Here is a 17,376-nt window from a genome sequence, read left to right on the forward strand (position 1 = left end):
CCGGTTGAGGTGTTCCTGAACGCCCCCGAAGCCGCCTACGCGCCGAATACCCCGCCTTCCGGACGATGACCCTCGGGGCACGCTGGCGTTATTTGTGGAAGTCACCGAGATCGAGGAAGCCTACGCACGCCTCGCCCCGCTTGTGCGCGTCGTGATGCCGCTCGAGAAGAAGGGTGCCGGCATGACGGAATTCGCCTTCCTGGACCCCGATGGTACGTCATCACGTTCGCGGAAAGGTCTGCGCCGTAGGGTGATGCTGTAATGGCGAAGCCACAAATGTCCGAAATGGCGAAATGTCTACATTGCTTGAGTGGCCAAATGGCTGAATGTCCCGGAGGTTGAATGATCGAATCCTCTTCGGACTGAGTCATTCAATCATTGCACCCAGGACATTCGACCATTCATCCCAGCAATGGGTGCACAATCGCCCTGCATTGGTTTGTCCGGCATTTCGCCATTTCGGACATTTGTGACATTTCGCCATTACGCGCGGCGCCCAGCCGAAGTCGGAGCTAATCAGTGAGCGCGGTCAATGGATTGACGCGCGACGCACGACGTGCCGGAATGAGCGTCGCCGTCAGCGCAACCACCGTGAGGAGCGCAGCCACGGCGCCGATAACAATGGGGTCCATGGGCGCGACGTCGTAGAGTTGGCTTTTCATGGCCTCGCCCACGAAAGTACGTGCCGGCCAGGCCCACGGCCAGGCCGACGCCGGCGATTTTCAGGCCGTCCTGAAGAACAAGGCTGAAGACTTCGCGTGCGGTGCTGCCAAGCGCCATGCGTATGCCGATTTCGCGGCGGCGATGCGCCACCGATACGCCAGCACCCCATAGACGCCGATGGCAGAGAGGAACAACGCGACGCCGGCAAACGCCAGCGCGAGCAGCATCGGCACGCGACGACCCACGAGCGAGTCGTCCATGCGCTCGACCATGGTGTGAACGCCATAGACGGGCAGTTCAGCGTCAATGGCGGCCACTTTGGCGCGCAGCGAGTTCACCACCGATTCGGGCGCCACACGCGTGCGCATGGCCACGAAGATGCTGCGATCGGGTGACTGCGCGAGTGGGAAGTAATATGCGCCCACCGACGCCCGGCCCGTGGCCAGGCCCCGAATTTCGACGTCTTTGACAACGCCAACCACGTTGAAGAACTCCGTCTTCTCGGTGATCGCGGTCAGGTCTTTCATGTCCTGAGGAAAGTAGAGGCGGCGCCCAACGGGGTCCTGACCCGGCCAGAACCGTGCGGCAAGCCGTTCATCAATGATGGCCACTTTCGCAGACTCCGCCGTGTCGCCGGGTGTGAAGGAGCGGCCTTTGACCAGCGCTGTGTTCATCGCCTCGAAGTACCCCTCGCTCACACGGGTCTGGTTCGGAGAAATGATGGACTCACCAGGTTTCATCATGCCCTTCGGCGAAGATCACGCTGTCGCTGAAGTCGTCGCCGAATGGAATGCTCGATGTGATGCCGGCCTGTTCCACGCCGGCAATGGTGCGGGCGGCCTCAAGAATGCGGCCCGAGGCCACCCGAAGCGCGGTGTCATCGGCATACCCGCCGGTCGGGAAGCTCACGGACGCGGTGATCACACCCTCAGGGCTGAATCCAGGATCGATCCGCAGGACCTTGTCAAAGCTCGATACCAGCAGTCCGGCGGCCACCAGCAAGAGACGCACGCGAGCGCGATCTGCGCTGTGGCCAGACCACGCCGCAGCAAGGTTGGTGCCCCGGCTTACCGTGCCGCCGCGCCCCTCTTCGCGCAACGTGGCATTGACGTTCATGCGGCCGAGCCGCACAACGGGCACCAGACCGATGAGCAGCCCGACGCACAACGTGAGCAGCAGCGCGACCCCGACGCTCACCAGATCCATCCGAATTTCGTGACCACGCAGCCGGGTCAGGGACGCACCAATAGCGTGCCGCGTCGCCAACTCACGGTTGCGCGCACTGGCTCGCACCATCACAAGGTTCGCGATATTAACGACGCCAATCAGCAACACCAGCAGGACGCCGCCCCATAGCAGGTACAACACTGCGCGAAGGTCACGTACCAGGTCCTGCTGAAGGTTGGCGGCCACCGTGAAAGCCTGCGTCCTTCAGAATCTGTTTGAACTGCGGGAACCGCTCATCGTTGGCGGCGTTCAGCGCATCCAGTTGCTGCTGCACCTGTTCGACTGACGCGCCGGGCGCAAGGCGCCCGACCATCCCCAGTTGTTGCTGTGCCGGCCATCGTCAGACTTCTCGCGAGCGGTGAAGACGGCGGGCAGGAAGACGTCGACGTCGTTCCAGAGGAACTTGAAGTCGGCCGGCAACACCCGGCCACGGTCGTGACGTTGCCATTCAGCCGGATCTCACGTCCCACGATGGACGAATCACCCGCGTAACGCCGTTGCCACATGGCGTGGCTGAGCAGGACCCGGCGCGGCGCGCCTTCTGCCTCGTCGTTTTCCGTGAAGAGCGTGCCGATCACGGGCTGCACCTGAAGCATGCGGAAGAACGAGGCCGAGGACACCACGGTCTTCAACCGCTCGGCGCCCTTGTCCGCGCCGAGTGTGGCGCCGCTCTGACGGAAGACCGACTGCACTTCCAGCGCAGGCACAGCCTTGAGCCGATCGAAATAGTCGGGCACTGCGGCGCCCGCGCGCTCGGCTCCTGCATTCGGGTAGCTGTTGTAGACCTGCACCAGGCGATCGGCTTCGGGCACAGGCAGCGGCCGCAGGACCACGGAGCGAACCACGCTGAAGATGGCGGTATTGGCGCCAATACAGAGCGCCAGCGTCAGGAGCGCCGTGACGGTGAAGCTGCGGTCTTTCAGGAGGAGGCGAACCGTGTGGCGCAGGCTGGACATGCATGCGAGGGACGGATTGCCCCGGCCGCGTGTTCCTTATTTCGACAATGGCCTGCCTGTGCCGTGATACCGAATCTGGGTGATCTCGGCCAGCACCGACAGGGCAATTTCGGCAGGAGTCCGGCCGCCCAGGTCCAGGCCAACAGGGGCGTGGATCGCCTGCAGGCGGTCTTCCGCGACGCCTTCGGCACGCAGCATTTCGTTGATCAATACCGTCTTGCGCCGGCTGCCGAGCAGCCCGATGTATCTGGCCGGTGTCGTGACCGCCGCCAGCATGCAATCGGCGTCGAGTTTGTGCCCCCGGGTGGCGATCACAATGAAGCTGTTCCAGCTGTAGCGAATGCCGGCGAGCGTGGCGGGCACGTCCCCCTGCAGGATTGTCGCGTTCGGGAACCGGGACTGGTCGGCGAACTCGGGCCGGTCCTCAACCACGGTCACATCAAAGTCGAGCATGGCCGCCTGACGGGCGATGGCGAGTGCGACGTGGCCGCCACCGGCGATGACAATTCGTGGCCGGCTGGCGATGGCCTCGATGAGCAGATCTTCGGTCTCCGACTTCACGGTGCGAGCCGTACCGTGCGGCAACTGCGCCAGCGCCTCAGCCGTGGCGCGCTGGTCGGCCTCGGCATCGCCGAGCGAACCCAGCCGCGACCCATCGGCCCGCACGGCAATGCGCCCCAGCAATGTCAGTCCGCCCTGAAGTTTGCCGAGGCGTGTCACGACCGCGACTGGCGCTCCCCCGGCTGCGGCGCTGACCATCTCGGGAAGTAGATCGACGCCGTCAAACGCCAGCGCCTGATCGTCGCGCTGCACCAGGATCCACATCGTGCCGCCGCACACGAGTCCGGTGTTCCACGCCAGGTCCTCAGTCAGCTCGTACGCCCTCAGCGAGTGACCGCCGGACTGGAGGATCCCCTGGGCCGTCTCGATCGCATCAGCCTCCACGCACCCGCCGCCGAGTGTGCCTACCGCAGCGCGTATCGACTCGCCATCACCAAGCACCAGCGTGGCCCCCGCCACCTGCGGGTGCTGCCACTCGTGCGCACGACAGTGGCCACCGCAAATCGCCGGCCGGCGGCCCGGCGCTCGGCCATTCGGCCGTAGAGAGAATCCTGCACATCAGGATTCTATCTGGGGTTTCTCGCAGGCCGAGGCTACTTGCTTCGTCCCACGTCCACCTTGGCCGTCATTTTTGCCCGTCCATCTCGGCGACCGCATCGCCCTTGAGCCGGCCATCCACAAGGGTCAGCGTGAACTTGACGAACGGGCCATCCGACTGCGTGTCAAACGTGACCTTCGTGCCCTCGACCTTGCCGCCGATGATGGCCCACTGCCGATCGAGCGACGGCCCCACTGTGCCGGTGAGGACGGCGCCTTTCTGCGTCAGCGTCATGAAGACCACATCATCTTCCTGCTGCCCGTTCACGGTGGCGATGAACGTGCCGTCCCACTTGCCGGTCAGGTCCTGAACGACTGCCGCTTGCAGGATGGGTGAAAGCGCGAGGGCGAGTGCGAGCAAGATGGCGCGTCGGGTCATGTGGGTCTCCTGGACTGGGTAAAAGGGGCGGGGGCCTGCCAACAATACGCAAAAGAGGGCTTCGCGGGTTCACAATGAAGGTGTGGGTATGACCTCTCGCCGTGGCATTCGGCACCTCCGCGCACTGGCCGGACTGCTGGGCGCCGTGACGGCACTCGTGCTGGTGTATTCGACGATTTTCCATCTCTTGATGACCGCCGAAGGGCGCGCCTACAGCTGGTTTACCGGCGTGTACTGGACGGTCCAGACAATGACGACGCTGGGGTACGGCGACCTCACGTTCACACGCGATACGGGGCTCGCGTTTTCGCTGGTCGTCCTCCTGAGCGGTCTGGTCCTGCTCTTTGTGCTGCTGCCCTACACGCTCATTCAGTTCTTCTACTCGCCCTGGCTGGAACGGCAGAATGCCGCCCGTACGCCACGGGACATTCCGCCCGACGTCAGCAATCACGTGATCCTGACGGCCTATGGGCCCGTCGAAGCCATCCTGATCCAGCGCTTTGATCAATACGCCATGCCTTATACGGTGATCGTCCCGGACACCGCACGCGCGCTCGAACTTCATGACCATGGTGTGAACGTGATGATCGGCCATGTCGATGACGCCGACACGTACCGCCGGGCCGGCATCGAACGCGCCGCATTGGTGGCGACCACGCTCGGCGACGCCGTCAATGCCAACGTCGCGCTCACGGTGCGCGAGTGCTCCAGTACCGTCCCGATCGTCGCAACGGCGGCATTTGAGATGTCGGGCGACCTGCTCAAACAGGCCGGTTGCCAGAATGTGATCCAGTTGGGCGAGTTGCTGGGCCGCGCGATGGCCCGCCGGATCACGAGCGATGGAGGGCGGCCCCATGTCATTGGCCAGTTGGATGGCCTGGTGATCGCCGAGGCGGCTGTGGCCGGCACCACCCTGGCGGGCCAGACGATCGGCAATGCCCGTGTGGGCGAGCGCCTTCACGTGAATATCGTCGGCGTGTGGGACAAGGGTGCGTATTCGCCGGGATCCGCCGGCCTCCTGCTCACTCACGACATGACCTTGTTGCTGTCGGGCACCCAGAACGATGTGGACGCGTACGCCCGCGAGTACAGCCACTCGGCCCCACCAACAGTCACCGCGCTCATCGTCGGAGGCGGGCGCGTGGGGAGAGCCACGTCGCGCGCCTTGTCGGCGGCGGGCATCGAGCATCGGGTGGTGGAACGGGAACACGTGAACGTGCCTGACCGGGCGCACTGGGTGTTTGGTGATGCCACGGACCCCGCCGTGCTCGACTCAGCGGGCCTCGACACCGCTTCAAGCGTGGCGATCACCACACACGATGACGACCTGAACGTGTACTGACGCTGTACTGCCGGTCGAAGCGCCCGGACATCAAAATCCTGAGCCGCTCCACGCACCAACAGAACGTAGCCACACTTCGCCTGGCGGGCGCCAACTTCGTGATGTCGTACGTGCCGATGGAGGCCAACGCCATCTTCGATGTCGTGCGTCACGGCAGCGTGTTGTCTCTGGTGGAGGGGCTGGAGGTATTCACGGTGCGCGTGCCGCGGGCACTGACAGGCAAGTCCATCGCCGACTGCAACCTGCGACGCGAGACGGGATGTAACGTGCTGGCGGTGAGAGCGGCCGGCGGCGCGGCGGCGCCCCCCGACATCAACGCGGCTCTTCTCGCCGATTCCGAACTGGTGCTGATCGGCGACCGCGAAGACGAGCGGCGCTTCTTCGAACGCTATGGAAAACGACCTCTGAGGTAACGCCAAGACGACCTCTGAGGTAATTACCGTCGCAAGTTATCGGTAATTACCTCAGAGGTCGTTTTGCTGTCACCTCAGAGGTCGTTTTACACCAGGTCCGCGGGCCGATCGACGTCGCGATGCACGCCGGGATCAGGAACATCGATCGTCAGGAACTCGTCGCGTGAACGCTCCGCACTCAGCGTGGATTCCACCGGGGCCAACAGGATGCGGGAGCGCAGCGTCGCGGAACACGCGATCGGGTGCCCCCGACGGCCGTTAAAACTCGCGCAGGCCGTCAGGCCCGACTCGCTCGCGGCCGCGATTACTGCGGCCACGGTGGCCGGCTGCACGTACGGCATATCACCCGGCAGCAGGACGCAGGCGTCACCCTCCCCGGTCTCGGCGATGCCCGCCTGAATCGACGAGAACATCCCGCGCGACGGATCGGAATTGACGACCACCGAGATCGGCAGACCCGCCAGAACGGCCCGCACCGCGGCTTCCTCGTCCGCAGACACCACCACCACGCAGCGATCGGCACCGCCAGACAACAACGAAGAGACGGTCCGCCGCACCATGGGCTCGCCGTCAACCACCGTCAGGAGCTTGTGAGGCCGCCCCGGGGCTTCTGCGGCGAATCGCGAGCCCTTGCCCGCTGCGGGCACCACCCCAATCGTCGCCATTACCGCGGTGCCTGCGGGACCGTCAGCCGGGGCAACGGACCTGATTGACAAGGCGTAATCACGTCCGGGATGGTACCTGAAATGGCTGGACGACTGAGGACTCGCACATGGTGCGCCACGCTGGCGCTGATCGTGGCATTGGGCGTCTCGGGAGGCATGGGTGCCCAACAAGGCGCCGATCGGTTCTGGGCGCAATGGCGTGGGCCCTTCGCCACGGGTGTGTCCCGCACCGCAACGCCGCCTGTCGAATGGAGCGAAACGAAGAACATCCGTTGGAAGGTGCCGATTGCCGGACGCAGTTCGTCCACTCCGGTGGTCTGGGGCGACCGGATCTTCCTGCTCACGGCGGTCGCGGCCGACCCCGCAACGGTGGCCGGCCTTGCGCCGCGTGGATCGGTCCCCTGTCCCCAGCCCCCACAAATTCATCGTCATGGCCATCGACCGGAAGACCGGCAAGACGGTCTGGGAACGCGTGGCGCGCGAAGAGACGCCCCACGAACGCCATCAGGAAAATGGCACGTGGGCTTCATCGTCGGCCGTGACTGATGGTGAGGTCGTGATCGCCACGTTCGAGTCGCGCGGGCTGCACGCCTACGACATGAACGGCACACGCGTATGGGAGAGGGATCTTGGCGACAAACGCATGCGGAGCCAGTTTGGCGAAGGCAGCACGCCGGCACTGCATGGCCGCTTCCTCGTGTGCGTTTGGGACCATCAGGGCGAGTCATTTATCGTCGCGCTCGACAAACGCACGGGTGCGGAAATCTGGCGGCAGCCACGAAAAGAGATCGACACCTGGGCCACGCCCCTCATCACCACGGTCAACGGCAAGGCGCAGGTCATCACCGGAGCGATGAATCAGATTCAGGCGTACGACCTCGAAACGGGCACGCCGATCTGGAATACCACTGGACTCACGATGAACCCCATTCCGTCGCCGGTGGTCGAGGACGGCCTGGCGATTCTGATGAGCGGCTTCCGGGGCAACAGCCTGAAAGCCATCAAGCTCGCGGACGCGAAGGGTGACATCACGGGCACGCCTGCGGTGGCGTGGACCTACGAGCGCGACACGCCATACGTGCCGTCGCCACTCCTCTATGACGGCGTGCTGTATTTTCTGAAGAGCAACAACGGCATCCTGTCGGTGTTCGACGCGAAGACCGGCAAGCCTCACTACACGTTGCAGCGACTGGACGCCACGCCGAATGTGTTTGCGTCTCCGGTCGGCGCCGCCGGTCGCGTCTACATCGTGGGCCGCGATGGCGCCACGGTGGTTCTGAAACACGGGCCCACCTTCGAGGTGCTCGCTACCAACACACTGGACGATGGGTTTGATGCGTCGCCGGCGCTCGTGGACGGCGAGCTGTTGCTGAAGGGCTATCGGTACCTGTACAGCATTTCCAACCAGTAGGAACGCGCTCCTCGGAGGCCGGACCTTCAGGTCCGGCGGACATGCCGGGTCTAAAGACCCGGCCTCCGAAGGCACGCACAGGCCTCATTGTATGTAGACAATTTGTCTATAGACACGCTACACTGATGGCATGGCTCGACCCGACCCGACTGACTTCCTGCCGCTGAAGACTGATGCGGCCTTTGTGCTCATGGCGCTGGAGGCGCGCGCCCTGCATGGCTACGCAATCATTGGTGATGTGGCCGAACGGTCAGCCGGCGATGTGCAACTCCAGACCGGCGCGCTCTATCGCACGTTGCGCCGCCTCCTGGCCGACGGACTGATCACGGAATGTGATCGCCCCTCCGGCGAATCAAGCGCCGACGAGCGCCGGCGGTACTACCGCACCACCCCGCTCGGCCGCGCCACCCTCGAAGCCGATCTCGCCAGGATGACGCGACTGGTGAAGGCCGCCCAGTCCGCGCGGCACAGAAACCCCCGCCTGGCATGATCCCGCTCCTCTATCGCCTGCTTCTGCGGTTCTATCCGCGCGAGTTTCGGGATCGCTTCGGCGAGGAATTCCTGGACACCGCACGCGCGATGGACCGAGGGGCCGCACGACGCCCCTGGCGCGCCGTGCGTGACGCGGTGTCGACCGCCATGGCGGTCAGGGCGGATCTCCGCCAGGAGCGCGCGGACTCACTCTCTGGGAGGAGCATACGCGTGAATAACCTGTTGACCGACGCCCGCTTCGCACTTCGCGGCCTGCGTCGCGAGCCGCGCTTCTCGTTGTTCGTCGTAGCTACGCTCGCGGTGGCGATCGGCGCAAACGCCACCCTCCTGGGTCTGGCCGATCGACTGATCTTCAGGGGCCCAGAGGCCATTGCGCACCCGGCCGGCGTCATGAGGGTGCAAATTGCGGCGCAGCCTCCCAATCGCCCACCGGTCGCCACATTCACGATGGGACACGTGTTATTCGCCGGGATTCGTGATCGCGCTGGAAACGGCGTGCGCGCCACCAGCTACGCGCTGAATCAGGCGACGCTCGGCCGGGGAGGCAGCGCCCGGCCGCTGCAGTTGGGCTACGCATCACCGGAGTTCTTCGACCTGCTCGGCACCACATCCGCGCGCGGGCGCCTGCTGAACGCAGGCGACGACAACGGCGCCGCGGGCGGCGGCTCGGTCGTCATCAGCTATCCACTGTGGCAGCGTGAATTTGGCGGAGACGCCGGCGTCGTTGGGCAATCGTTGGTCATCGACGACGTCGCGCGCACGGTCGTGGGGGTGACCGCGCGAGGATTTACCGGCGCGGAGCTGGGGCCTGTGGACGCATGGCTGCCCATCAGCATCGTGAACGCCAGGACCACACCGCAGTGGGCCACGGCATGGAACGCGCAATGGCTTCACACGCTCGTGCGGATGCCGAAGGGCATCGGACGCGAACAGGTCGAGGCCGACCTGACGAACGTCCTGCGAAGCAGTTATACGGGTAAGAGCCAGGTGATGCAGATCGCCGAGCTTCGTCTGACCCCGCTCACCGTCTCCAGAGACGGCAATCAGGCCACGGACGCCCGCATCCTGAGCTGGCTCTTTGCCGTTGCCGGACTGGTATTCGTCGTGGCGTGCGCCAACGTGATGAGTCTGCTGTTGGCCCGAGGGGCATCGCGCCGCCGGGAAGTGGGCGTGAGGCTGGCGCTTGGAGCGTCCCGATACGCCGTCGTGAGACAGTTCCTGATTGAGGCCGGCCTGCTCGCCGCGCTTGGCACGGTGGGGGGCTTGGGTCTGGCGGCCCTGCTTGGTGAAACCGCGCGCGTGATGCTGTTCGAATCGGTGGAATGGACCAGCGCCCCGGTGAATGCCCGCATCATCCTCGGCAGCGCGCTCATCGCCGTCGTTGCCACAATCCTCACAGGACTTGTGCCCGCGCTCAGCTCCAGTCGTGTGCAAGTGGCGCCGGCCCTGCGGGGCACGGTCCGCGATGGCGGCATGCGGCGAAGCCGATTCCGCGGCGCGCTCACCATCGTGCAGGCGGCAATTTCAGTGGTGCTGCTTGTGGGCGCCGGACTCTTCGTCCGCAGCTTGTGGAACGCGAGCACGCTCGACCTGGGCGTCGACCCCGACCAGGTCGTCGTGGCGGAGGTGTCGCGGAGCCGGCTCACCGGACCGGCCGAGAGCCCTGCGCGCGCCGCAGAACAGGCCCGGCGCCGAGTGATGCTGCGGCAGTCACTCGATGCCGTTCGGTCGATTCCAGGAGTGGATCACGCCAGCGTGGCCGTGGGCATGCCATTCGGTTTTGCGTTCAACGTGGACGTCGCTCTCCCGGGAAGCGGGCCCATCTCGCCAAACGGGACGAGCATCAGTGCCGTGACGGATGCGTACTTCGACACGGTAGGCACGGCTATCGTCGAAGGGCGAGCCTTTTCACGCGAAGACCGGGAAGGCAGCGCGCCCGTGGCGATTGTGAGCGCTCACCTTGCGCGGCAGCTCTGGCCGAACGGTTCAGCCCTCGGCAATTGTCTCATCGTCGGTGACGCGGCCAGGCCCTGCGCGAGCGTGGTGGGAGTGGCCGCCGATACACATCGTGAACGACTACGGGAAGCCGCCACACCGCATGTGTATCTGCCGGCGGGACAGGAATCCGGGTTCGGCGGTGATGTGCTGTTGGTGCGCGCTGAGCGTGGACTCGATGACGTGGCGAATGCCGTGCGGCGCCGGCTGGCGGACCTGGACAGCACGATCACACTGGTGCGCACTGAAACCCTGCGTGAGCGAATTGATCCCCAGCTGCGATCGTGGCGCCTGGGCGCGTCGGTGTTTGTGTTTGCCGGCATCCTCGCGCTGCTGGTGGCTTCGGCAGGTCTTTATAGCGTCCTGACGTACCTCGTGGCGGCCCGGCGGCACGAGATAGGCGTGCGCCTGGCCCTCGGGGCCTCGGCCGGACATGTCAGCGGCGTCGTGTTTCGGACAAGCCTCGTGCTGGCCCTGATAGGCATCGCAGCGGGAGTGGGAGTGGCTGCGGCGGTGGCTCCCCGCCTTGAGCCGCTGCTATTCGATGTTGCGCCACGGGACCCGCTTGTCTTCATTGCAGTCGCGGGCCTGCTCACGCTGGTGGCCATTGCCACGAGCCTGACGCCGGCCATTCGGGCATCGCGTGTGGACCCGCTAGAGATCCTGCGATCAGACTCGTGACGGGGCCTCGAGGTCCGGCGGACATGCCGGGTCTGAAGACCCGGCCTCCGAAAACCGGATATGCCTTTCTTCGGAGGCCGGGTCTTCAGACCCGGCGGCCTCCGACGTTCACAGGTCGTCTTGCTGCGCGAGAGTGCTGGCGATCGACACCGTCCGATAGATCGCGGTGCCGATGGAACCGACGGCGATCAGGGTGACGGCGGCGGTGAGCACAGTGCCGTCGGGCCAACCCCAACGGGTCGCGACCGCCGAATCGGCGAGGGCCCCCAGGGCGAGCAGGACAAGACGTTCGGCGCGTTGCATAACGCCGCCAGTGCCACTGACGCCCACGGCTTCGCCACGCGCGCGCGTGTAGCTGACGAGCAGCGATCCGCTGATGGCCAGCACGGAGATCGCAGCGCCCCACGGGGTGGTCGACAGATACCAGGTCACGCCCACAAACGAAAACGCCTCGGCGAACCGGTCGAGTGTGGAGTCCATGAACGCGCCATAACGACTGGCCATGCCACGGGCCCGCGCAATGCGACCGTCGAATACGTCCGCCACGCCGCCAAACAGGATCGCCCAACCCGCAAGCGACAAGGCCCCCTGGGCAAACGCGGCACCCGCACCGATGCCGAACGCCACGCCCAGGTAGTTGAAGACGTCGGGTGAAACTTTGGCGCGAACCATCACGCGCTCGATGGGGCCAATCACCCACATCAGCCAATCGCGGACCCAGAACCCGAGCAGAGCCGTGGACGATCGGCGCGCCACGTCGGGGTCCCGCGGACGATTCCGGGAGACAACCGCAAACACCGGCATCGTGGCGACCACGACGACGAGCAGCGTCAACGCAAGGGTATCAATCAGAGTCACGTGGCCTTTGTCGCTGAGGACGATCGCGCAGATAACGGAAGACCCGCGGCCACAGGAAAATGAGCGGCCATCGTTGCTCGCGGGAAGTCAGGACCATCTTTGTGCCGCCACTCCGTTCAATCTTGCGCACAATGTAGTCCAGCCAACCCTCGTAGAGTATGACGTGTTTGAGCAGGCGCACTGTGGCGCGGACCTTGCTCAGGCGAAAGTACCATCCCACGCGCAGGCGATCGATCGCCGAGGCGCGGTCCTGCTGCCGATAGATGGTCGAGGTCTGCGTGGCCTGCGTCGCGGATCCGCGCGTCAGCGCGCCCTGTGCCACCAGGTGGTCGAGCAGCGGCGTGTAGATGGCGCACAGGACGTCACGCTGAGCAGCCACCAGAGTGCGGGCGTGATCACCCAGACTCCGGCCGAATCTCACCCGCCAGTGAGCGCGAGAGCGCTGCCTGGAGAAACTCATCCACGGTGAACGTCTCGGGCAGCGACGGCCGGCTCCAGGTGTAGGTGGCCGCACGGCCTTCGGCAATGGCGTCGCCGATCGCCCTCGCACTCGCAGCATCCCGCGTCCACGTCAGCAAAACGAATTGAAACAGGCGCCCCAGAACAAAATGGTCGCGACGACGGGGTGAGCAGGCGCGGCGGAAGTCGGCGAGGGAAATGACACAACACTTGGCGCGCCGTTGCTGGGCGGGCTCGCCGGCTTCCCCGGCGCGATCGGCCACCGCAAGGATGTTGGGCGCGAGCACATGGGCCAGAGCGGTCGCCACCCTAGGTGAATACGACGTACCCGACAGTGGCCGAGAGCGATCGATAGGCGTCGCCATAGCGGTCAACAACAACGAAAAAGTCGAAGGCGCTGTCGGCCCGCGGCTTGCGCCCTTGCGCGCGGGATCCGTAGTGGATGATGCCCACACAGGAAGGCCCGAACACCTGGGCCAGAAAGGCGGAAAGGGCCTGAGCGTCGGCCTCGACCGCATGATCCAGGCCCCAGCCGAGCGCGGCCGCCAGATCCCGGGAGGGCGGGGTTTCAGACGGCATTGTGAAAGGGCCGGCCGGCGCGCATGTCGTCGAGCGTCTCAATCATTCGATTGCGCAGCGACGCCACAAAATCGGGAATCTCGGATTCCTCCGCCGGCGGCTGGAACGGCCCGATGATCCGCACGCGAATGCGCGTGCCGGCCGCTTTGGTGAAGGTGTCGGCCACGGTGCGAATGTGCCACATGCCGTCACCCACGATGCAATAGACGGGCAGTGGCGCATGCGTGAGGACGAGGCGAAGGCCGCGGATCATGAAGGGGAGAATCGAACCGTCCTTGCTTCGATGGCCCTCGGGGAAGATGAAAAACGAGGCCTCGCCGCGTTTGCAGCGGTCGGCGGCTTCGGCAATCGCATCGAGGTCGGCCCTGAGGCTCTGGCGTGTCTGGGCGATCAGGGGAAACCGGGCCATCCGGATGAAGGGCGAGACGCCCGGGAGGCCCCAGGCGTAGCGGCTCCGGGTGGGAATCAGCATCAGGTAGCCCGTGTTGACCTTGTAGGCGATGAGGGCGTCGAGCACCGACTGGTGGTTCATGATCACCACCCGGTTTTCCGGGCCGATGGCGCCATCAATGGAGATGCGGACCCCGGCGATGATTCGGAGCAGCACCAGAGGCGCGGCGGCCTGAAAGCGGCTCCAGGGGACGAGAAAACGCGCGGACTGGACTGGAAATACCCACGCCAGAGGAATTAGGATAAACCTTTGCACAAATCCCATGAAGAGAACGAGATACGCCAAATAGACCAGTACAAAGACCGCGCTCCTCGTCACACGCCACGCCGCGCGTGCCACACTGAGTAGCCGGGATTCGTTCAGGGTCGTTCGGAGAAGAGACATGGCAAACCAATCGGGCGCGGAAAGCGAGACAGCGGACCAACGAGGTGGCGACACCCCGCAGGCCGTGGCGACGACAGAAACGACTACAGCAATTTTACTATTCATCCAGCGACGACTTGTTCGCCATTTTGGCCCCTACGACGACTGGTGGTACGGCAGCGCACGCAACAGCGGCTATTACCTGTTCTCGCAGCCGATGTCGACGCCCCCTGGCCCCCGCATCAATCTCGAAGAGCAGCTGCACCACGAGACGCTCAAGCTGTTCAACCTGGCATCGTACAACTACCTCGGCTTGTCCACCCACCCCGAAGTCATCGCGGCCGCCCACGCGGCGCTGGACAAGTACGGGCTGGGCGCGGCAGGCTCGCCGATTCTCAGTGGCACGATGGACGTCCACCTGACCCTTGAGAAAGAGCTGGCAGCCTTCAAGCACAAGGAAGCCGCGATGGTCTTCCCGACCGGTTACAGCACAAACGTCGGCCTCCTGTCGGCGCTCATGCGGCCCGGTGACTGGGTGATTCTGGATCAGAACGTCCACGCGAGTATTGTGGACGGCGCGATCCTCGCCAAGGCGCAGGTGAAGTTCTTCCGGCACAACCAGCCGGCCGACCTCGGAGAAGAAGCTGAAGGGCACCACCGGCAAACGCCTGGTCGTGGTGGAGGGCGTGTATTCGATGGACGGCGACATCGCCCGCCTTCCGGAAATGGTGGAGATCTCCAAACGCGCGGGTGCACGCATCCTGATCGACGAAGCGCACTCAAGCTTCGTCTACGGTGCGGAAGGCCGCGGCGTGGTGGAACACTTCGGCCTCGAGGATGAAGTGGACATCCACGTCGGCACCTTCTCAAAGGCGCTCGGCGGCCAGGGTGGCTACGTCGCGGGCTCGCAGAGCCTCTACAACTACCTGATGGGTTTCGCGCGGTCGCGAGTGTTTTCGTGCGCACTGTCACCGGCGGTCACGGCCGGCGTGCTGGCGGCCCTCCGGATCGTGAAACGTGAACCCCAGTTGCGCCAGCGCCTCTGGGAAAACGTGGCGCACTTCCGCAGCCTGCTGGCCACGGCCGGCGTTGATGGCCGAGTCCACGTCGCAGATCATCCCGATCGTGATTCGCAACGATCGGAAGATCCTGGGCATCGCGCAGAAACTGCAGAAGGAAGGGCTGTATCTGCAGCCCATCATCTTCCGGCGGTGGCCAAACACCGGTCGCGGTTCCGGGTGTCGATTTCGGCAAGCCATTCAACGGCGGACCTGGACCGCGCCGCTGCCATCCTGATTAAGGTTCTTCGTGAAGAGGAGATCATCAAGTGAGCGATCTGAAGCCCGGACAGGTGCAATACCTTTACCGCCATGCCATCGGCGGGTTCTTCGAATTCCCCACTGAGAACGCGCGCAAGCTGATCCCGCCTTTCATGTCCCCCGTCGAGCCTCATCACGGCCAGAGCGTGTTGTCGGTCATGGCCTTCGACTTCAGCGGCAGCTCGGTGGGCGAATACGGCGAACTCGTGTTGTCTGTGCCGGTCGCGCCGCGGATTACCGCGGCCAGCCGATGCCACGCGCGGCGTTTTTTCCATTCCTCGTCGGCACCACGACCAAGGCTTCACGTGAACACGCCATCAAGCTGTGGCACCTGCCGCACTTCATGGACGACATCCAGATTGAGTTCAAAGTCGGCGCGCACGAAATCACCGTGGCGGCCGCGCACGGCGGCAGCAAGATCCTGGACATGCGGATCACCGACTACGAATGGGAACCGGTGGAGCACTACTACCAGGCGTTTGAACACGACGCCACCGGCACCTACATGGCCACCATGGCGATGAACGCGCAGTTCAGCGAAAACGAGGAAGAGCGTGGGTCGATCGAGATCTACCCGCACGCCTTCACCGCCGGGCTCAACCCGGACGGCGTGAACAGCACACCGTTTCGCGAGTTGTGGATGCGTGACGGCCGCCAGACCTTCGATCCGCTCCGGACCATCGGCCCAGGCGGGGCCTGATGTCCGAACGAGTCTGCGTCATCGTCAATCCGGCAGCCGGCCGGGGCGAGGCGCCAGGAACTGCCCGGCGTCACGGCCGCATTTGCGACCGTGGGGATCACCGACATTCGCACCACGCAGAAGCGTGAAGACGAACAGGCGATTGCCCGTCGCGCCATCGACGAAGGCGCCACCACCCTGGTGGCGGTCGGCGGTGACGGCACGTGGGGCAATGTGGCCAACGCCATCCTTGCCTCGGGTGCGGGCAATGGCGTGCGACTGGCGCTCGTCGCCGCAGGCACAGGCAACGACTTTGCAAAGACAGCCGGGTGCCCGGCCACTGACGTTGAGGCCACGGCCCGGCTCGTCGCTGAAGGCGCCGAGACCCGCGTGGATGTGGGTCGCATTGAAGATCACTTTTTCCTGAACATCACGGGCTTCGGCTTCGACGTGGCGGTGCTCGAAGATATTCTCTACGGTTCAGTTCTCAGGGCCGCCTGCCTCTGAAACCGACGGCGAATACCGCCAGGCGAAGACCGCCGAACTCGAAATCGCGTGTGTGCTGGCGCACTGCGGCTGGTTGCGCCAGCGCCACCTCGGCGCCGTCACAGGCGCCTCAAGAATGAAGGCCATCAGTTTCGCCGCGCCGATTCCGACGTATCTCGCCACACAAGTCGCCGGCAGACTCTCGGAACGCTGGCTCGTCGGACCTCACGCCTGCACGCGCTACGCCGACGTCGCCACCCCTGATTTGCCCGGCCAGGACTGGGTGCGCATTCGCACCGTGCTCCGGCGGCATCTGCGGCAGCGACCTCGCCATCGTCGCCCTCGGGCGAGTCCGTCCACCTCGCCGTTTTCGAGTTTTCCGTTTGTGATCGGTCACGAAAACGTCGGGGTGATCGAAGCCTGCGGCACGAGCGTGCGTGGTTTTGGCGGCGATCGCGTCACGGTGAATCCACTTCTGTGCTGCGAACCGAGGGGATCACACCATCCTGTGCGGCCTGCGCGGGCAGGCACCATTCTCGCTGCGATCCTTTACCGACGGAGCGATTGCGCCCGGCATGTTCATCGGCACCACGCGGGCGCTCGGCGGCAGTTGGGGCGAGCACTTCGTGGCGCATCAGTCCCAGCTCGTCAGTGTGGCCGACAGGGTGAGCGACACCGCCGCCGTCACTAAGCCCTTTGCGTGTTAATGTGCATGCCGTCCGTGGCGCCATGCGCAGGCCAGGCAGCACGTGCTGGTGATTGGCGCCGGCACCATGGGACTGCTGATGGTGGCCGCGCTC

24 protein-coding genes are annotated in these 17,376 nt (G+C 64.8%); 12 read left to right on the forward strand and 12 right to left on the reverse strand.

Annotated features, from left to right (window positions below):
* The first annotated feature begins 94 nt into the window (after positions 1-94).
* On the forward strand, positions 95-262 hold the full coding sequence (locus IPL75_13415; protein ID MBK9241224.1) for a hypothetical protein: 168 nt from the start codon (positions 95-97) through the stop codon (positions 260-262).
* 250 nt (positions 263-512) lie between these two features.
* On the opposite strand, the gene IPL75_13420 is transcribed toward IPL75_13415, so the two are convergent.
* From IPL75_13420 to IPL75_13445, 6 genes are all read right to left on the reverse strand, one after another.
* Positions 513-662 carry a hypothetical protein gene (locus IPL75_13420; GenBank protein MBK9241225.1) on the reverse strand — a complete coding sequence of 50 codons (150 nt, stop codon included), beginning with the start codon at positions 660-662 and terminating at the stop codon, positions 513-515.
* A 60-nt stretch (positions 663-722) separates the two neighbouring features.
* On the reverse strand, positions 723-1,406 hold the full coding sequence (locus IPL75_13425) for an ABC transporter permease (GenBank protein MBK9241226.1): 684 nt from the start codon (positions 1,404-1,406) through the stop codon (positions 723-725).
* Complete coding sequence (locus IPL75_13430) at positions 1,390-2,076, reverse strand: hypothetical protein (protein ID MBK9241227.1); 687 nt, start codon at positions 2,074-2,076, stop codon at positions 1,390-1,392. Before IPL75_13430 ends, IPL75_13425 begins: the two co-directional genes overlap by 17 nt.
* A gap of 47 nt (positions 2,077-2,123) precedes the next feature.
* Positions 2,124-2,846, reverse strand: a complete 723-nt coding sequence (locus IPL75_13435) for an ABC transporter permease (protein ID MBK9241228.1) — start codon at positions 2,844-2,846, stop codon at positions 2,124-2,126.
* A 36-nt stretch (positions 2,847-2,882) separates the two neighbouring features.
* Positions 2,883-3,866 carry an XdhC family protein gene (locus IPL75_13440; GenBank protein MBK9241229.1) on the reverse strand — a complete coding sequence of 328 codons (984 nt, stop codon included), beginning with the start codon at positions 3,864-3,866 and terminating at the stop codon, positions 2,883-2,885.
* A 166-nt stretch (positions 3,867-4,032) separates the two neighbouring features.
* Positions 4,033-4,383, reverse strand: coding sequence for a hypothetical protein (locus tag IPL75_13445; GenBank protein MBK9241230.1), 351 nt, complete (start codon positions 4,381-4,383; stop codon positions 4,033-4,035).
* Positions 4,384-4,471: 88 nt separating this feature from the next.
* Between IPL75_13445 and IPL75_13450 the strand changes: the two genes are divergently transcribed.
* Both IPL75_13450 and IPL75_13455 read left to right on the forward strand, forming a co-directional pair.
* Positions 4,472-5,725: an NAD-binding protein gene (locus IPL75_13450; GenBank protein MBK9241231.1), complete on the forward strand. Its 1,254-nt coding sequence runs from the start codon at positions 4,472-4,474 to the stop codon at positions 5,723-5,725.
* A 101-nt stretch (positions 5,726-5,826) separates the two neighbouring features.
* On the forward strand, positions 5,827-6,138 hold the full coding sequence (locus IPL75_13455) for a TrkA C-terminal domain-containing protein (GenBank protein ID MBK9241232.1): 312 nt from the start codon (positions 5,827-5,829) through the stop codon (positions 6,136-6,138).
* 86 nt (positions 6,139-6,224) lie between these two features.
* Here the strand turns inward: IPL75_13455 and IPL75_13460 are convergent, their stop codons facing one another.
* Complete coding sequence (locus tag IPL75_13460; GenBank protein ID MBK9241233.1) at positions 6,225-6,803, reverse strand: nucleotidyltransferase family protein; 579 nt, start codon at positions 6,801-6,803, stop codon at positions 6,225-6,227.
* 81 nt (positions 6,804-6,884) lie between these two features.
* Here IPL75_13460 and IPL75_13465 point away from each other — a divergent pair, with 81 nt between their 5' ends.
* From IPL75_13465 to IPL75_13480, 4 genes are all read left to right on the forward strand, one after another.
* Entirely contained in the window at positions 6,885-7,349 is a 465-nt protein-coding gene (locus IPL75_13465; GenBank protein MBK9241234.1) for a hypothetical protein, read from the forward strand.
* Positions 7,234-8,214, forward strand: coding sequence for a PQQ-binding-like beta-propeller repeat protein (locus IPL75_13470; GenBank protein MBK9241235.1), 981 nt, complete (start codon positions 7,234-7,236; stop codon positions 8,212-8,214). The genes IPL75_13465 and IPL75_13470 overlap by 116 nt, the downstream gene beginning before the upstream one ends.
* A gap of 130 nt (positions 8,215-8,344) precedes the next feature.
* Entirely contained in the window at positions 8,345-8,704 is a 360-nt protein-coding gene (locus tag IPL75_13475; GenBank protein ID MBK9241236.1) for a helix-turn-helix transcriptional regulator, read from the forward strand.
* Entirely contained in the window at positions 8,701-11,382 is a 2,682-nt protein-coding gene (locus tag IPL75_13480) for an ABC transporter permease (protein MBK9241237.1), read from the forward strand. Before IPL75_13475 ends, IPL75_13480 begins: the two co-directional genes overlap by 4 nt.
* A 108-nt stretch (positions 11,383-11,490) precedes the next feature.
* On the opposite strand, the gene IPL75_13485 is transcribed toward IPL75_13480, so the two are convergent.
* The 5 genes from IPL75_13485 to IPL75_13505 are packed head-to-tail and all read right to left on the reverse strand — an operon-like array spanning position 11,491 to position 14,113.
* Positions 11,491-12,240: a CDP-alcohol phosphatidyltransferase family protein gene (locus IPL75_13485; protein MBK9241238.1), complete on the reverse strand. Its 750-nt coding sequence runs from the start codon at positions 12,238-12,240 to the stop codon at positions 11,491-11,493.
* Entirely contained in the window at positions 12,227-12,619 is a 393-nt protein-coding gene (locus tag IPL75_13490; protein MBK9241239.1) for a hypothetical protein, read from the reverse strand. Before IPL75_13490 ends, IPL75_13485 begins: the two co-directional genes overlap by 14 nt.
* A 16-nt stretch (positions 12,620-12,635) precedes the next feature.
* Positions 12,636-13,007 carry a hypothetical protein gene (locus IPL75_13495; GenBank protein MBK9241240.1) on the reverse strand — a complete coding sequence of 124 codons (372 nt, stop codon included), beginning with the start codon at positions 13,005-13,007 and terminating at the stop codon, positions 12,636-12,638.
* Position 13,008: 1 nt separating this feature from the next.
* Positions 13,009-13,278, reverse strand: a complete 270-nt coding sequence (locus IPL75_13500; GenBank protein ID MBK9241241.1) for a hypothetical protein — start codon at positions 13,276-13,278, stop codon at positions 13,009-13,011.
* Positions 13,268-14,113 (reverse strand): 1-acyl-sn-glycerol-3-phosphate acyltransferase, encoded by an 846-nt coding sequence (locus tag IPL75_13505; GenBank protein MBK9241242.1) that lies wholly within the window; start codon positions 14,111-14,113, stop codon positions 13,268-13,270. Before IPL75_13505 ends, IPL75_13500 begins: the two co-directional genes overlap by 11 nt.
* Between IPL75_13505 and IPL75_13510 the strand changes: the two genes are divergently transcribed.
* The 5 genes from IPL75_13510 (at position 14,112) to IPL75_13530 (ending at position 17,267) form a co-directional block, all read left to right on the forward strand.
* Positions 14,112-14,933, forward strand: coding sequence for an aminotransferase class I/II-fold pyridoxal phosphate-dependent enzyme (locus IPL75_13510; GenBank protein MBK9241243.1), 822 nt, complete (start codon positions 14,112-14,114; stop codon positions 14,931-14,933). The genes IPL75_13505 and IPL75_13510 overlap by 2 nt on opposite strands.
* On the forward strand, positions 14,905-15,423 hold the full coding sequence (locus IPL75_13515; protein MBK9241244.1) for a pyridoxal phosphate-dependent aminotransferase family protein: 519 nt from the start codon (positions 14,905-14,907) through the stop codon (positions 15,421-15,423). The genes IPL75_13510 and IPL75_13515 overlap by 29 nt, the downstream gene beginning before the upstream one ends.
* Before the next feature lie 238 nt (positions 15,424-15,661).
* Entirely contained in the window at positions 15,662-16,111 is a 450-nt protein-coding gene (locus IPL75_13520; GenBank protein ID MBK9241245.1) for a hypothetical protein, read from the forward strand.
* Between the two features lie 27 nt (positions 16,112-16,138).
* The gene (locus tag IPL75_13525; GenBank protein ID MBK9241246.1) at positions 16,139-16,597 is read left to right on the forward strand and encodes a hypothetical protein; all 459 of its coding nucleotides are present in this window, start codon (positions 16,139-16,141) and stop codon (positions 16,595-16,597) included.
* Between the two features lie 115 nt (positions 16,598-16,712).
* Complete coding sequence (locus IPL75_13530) at positions 16,713-17,267, forward strand: alcohol dehydrogenase catalytic domain-containing protein (protein MBK9241247.1); 555 nt, start codon at positions 16,713-16,715, stop codon at positions 17,265-17,267.
* Positions 17,268-17,376: the final 109 nt, after the last annotated feature.

The organism is Acidobacteriota bacterium, from assembly GCA_016716905.1.
Lineage (GTDB): Bacteria > Acidobacteriota > Vicinamibacteria > Vicinamibacterales > SCN-69-37 > SYFT01.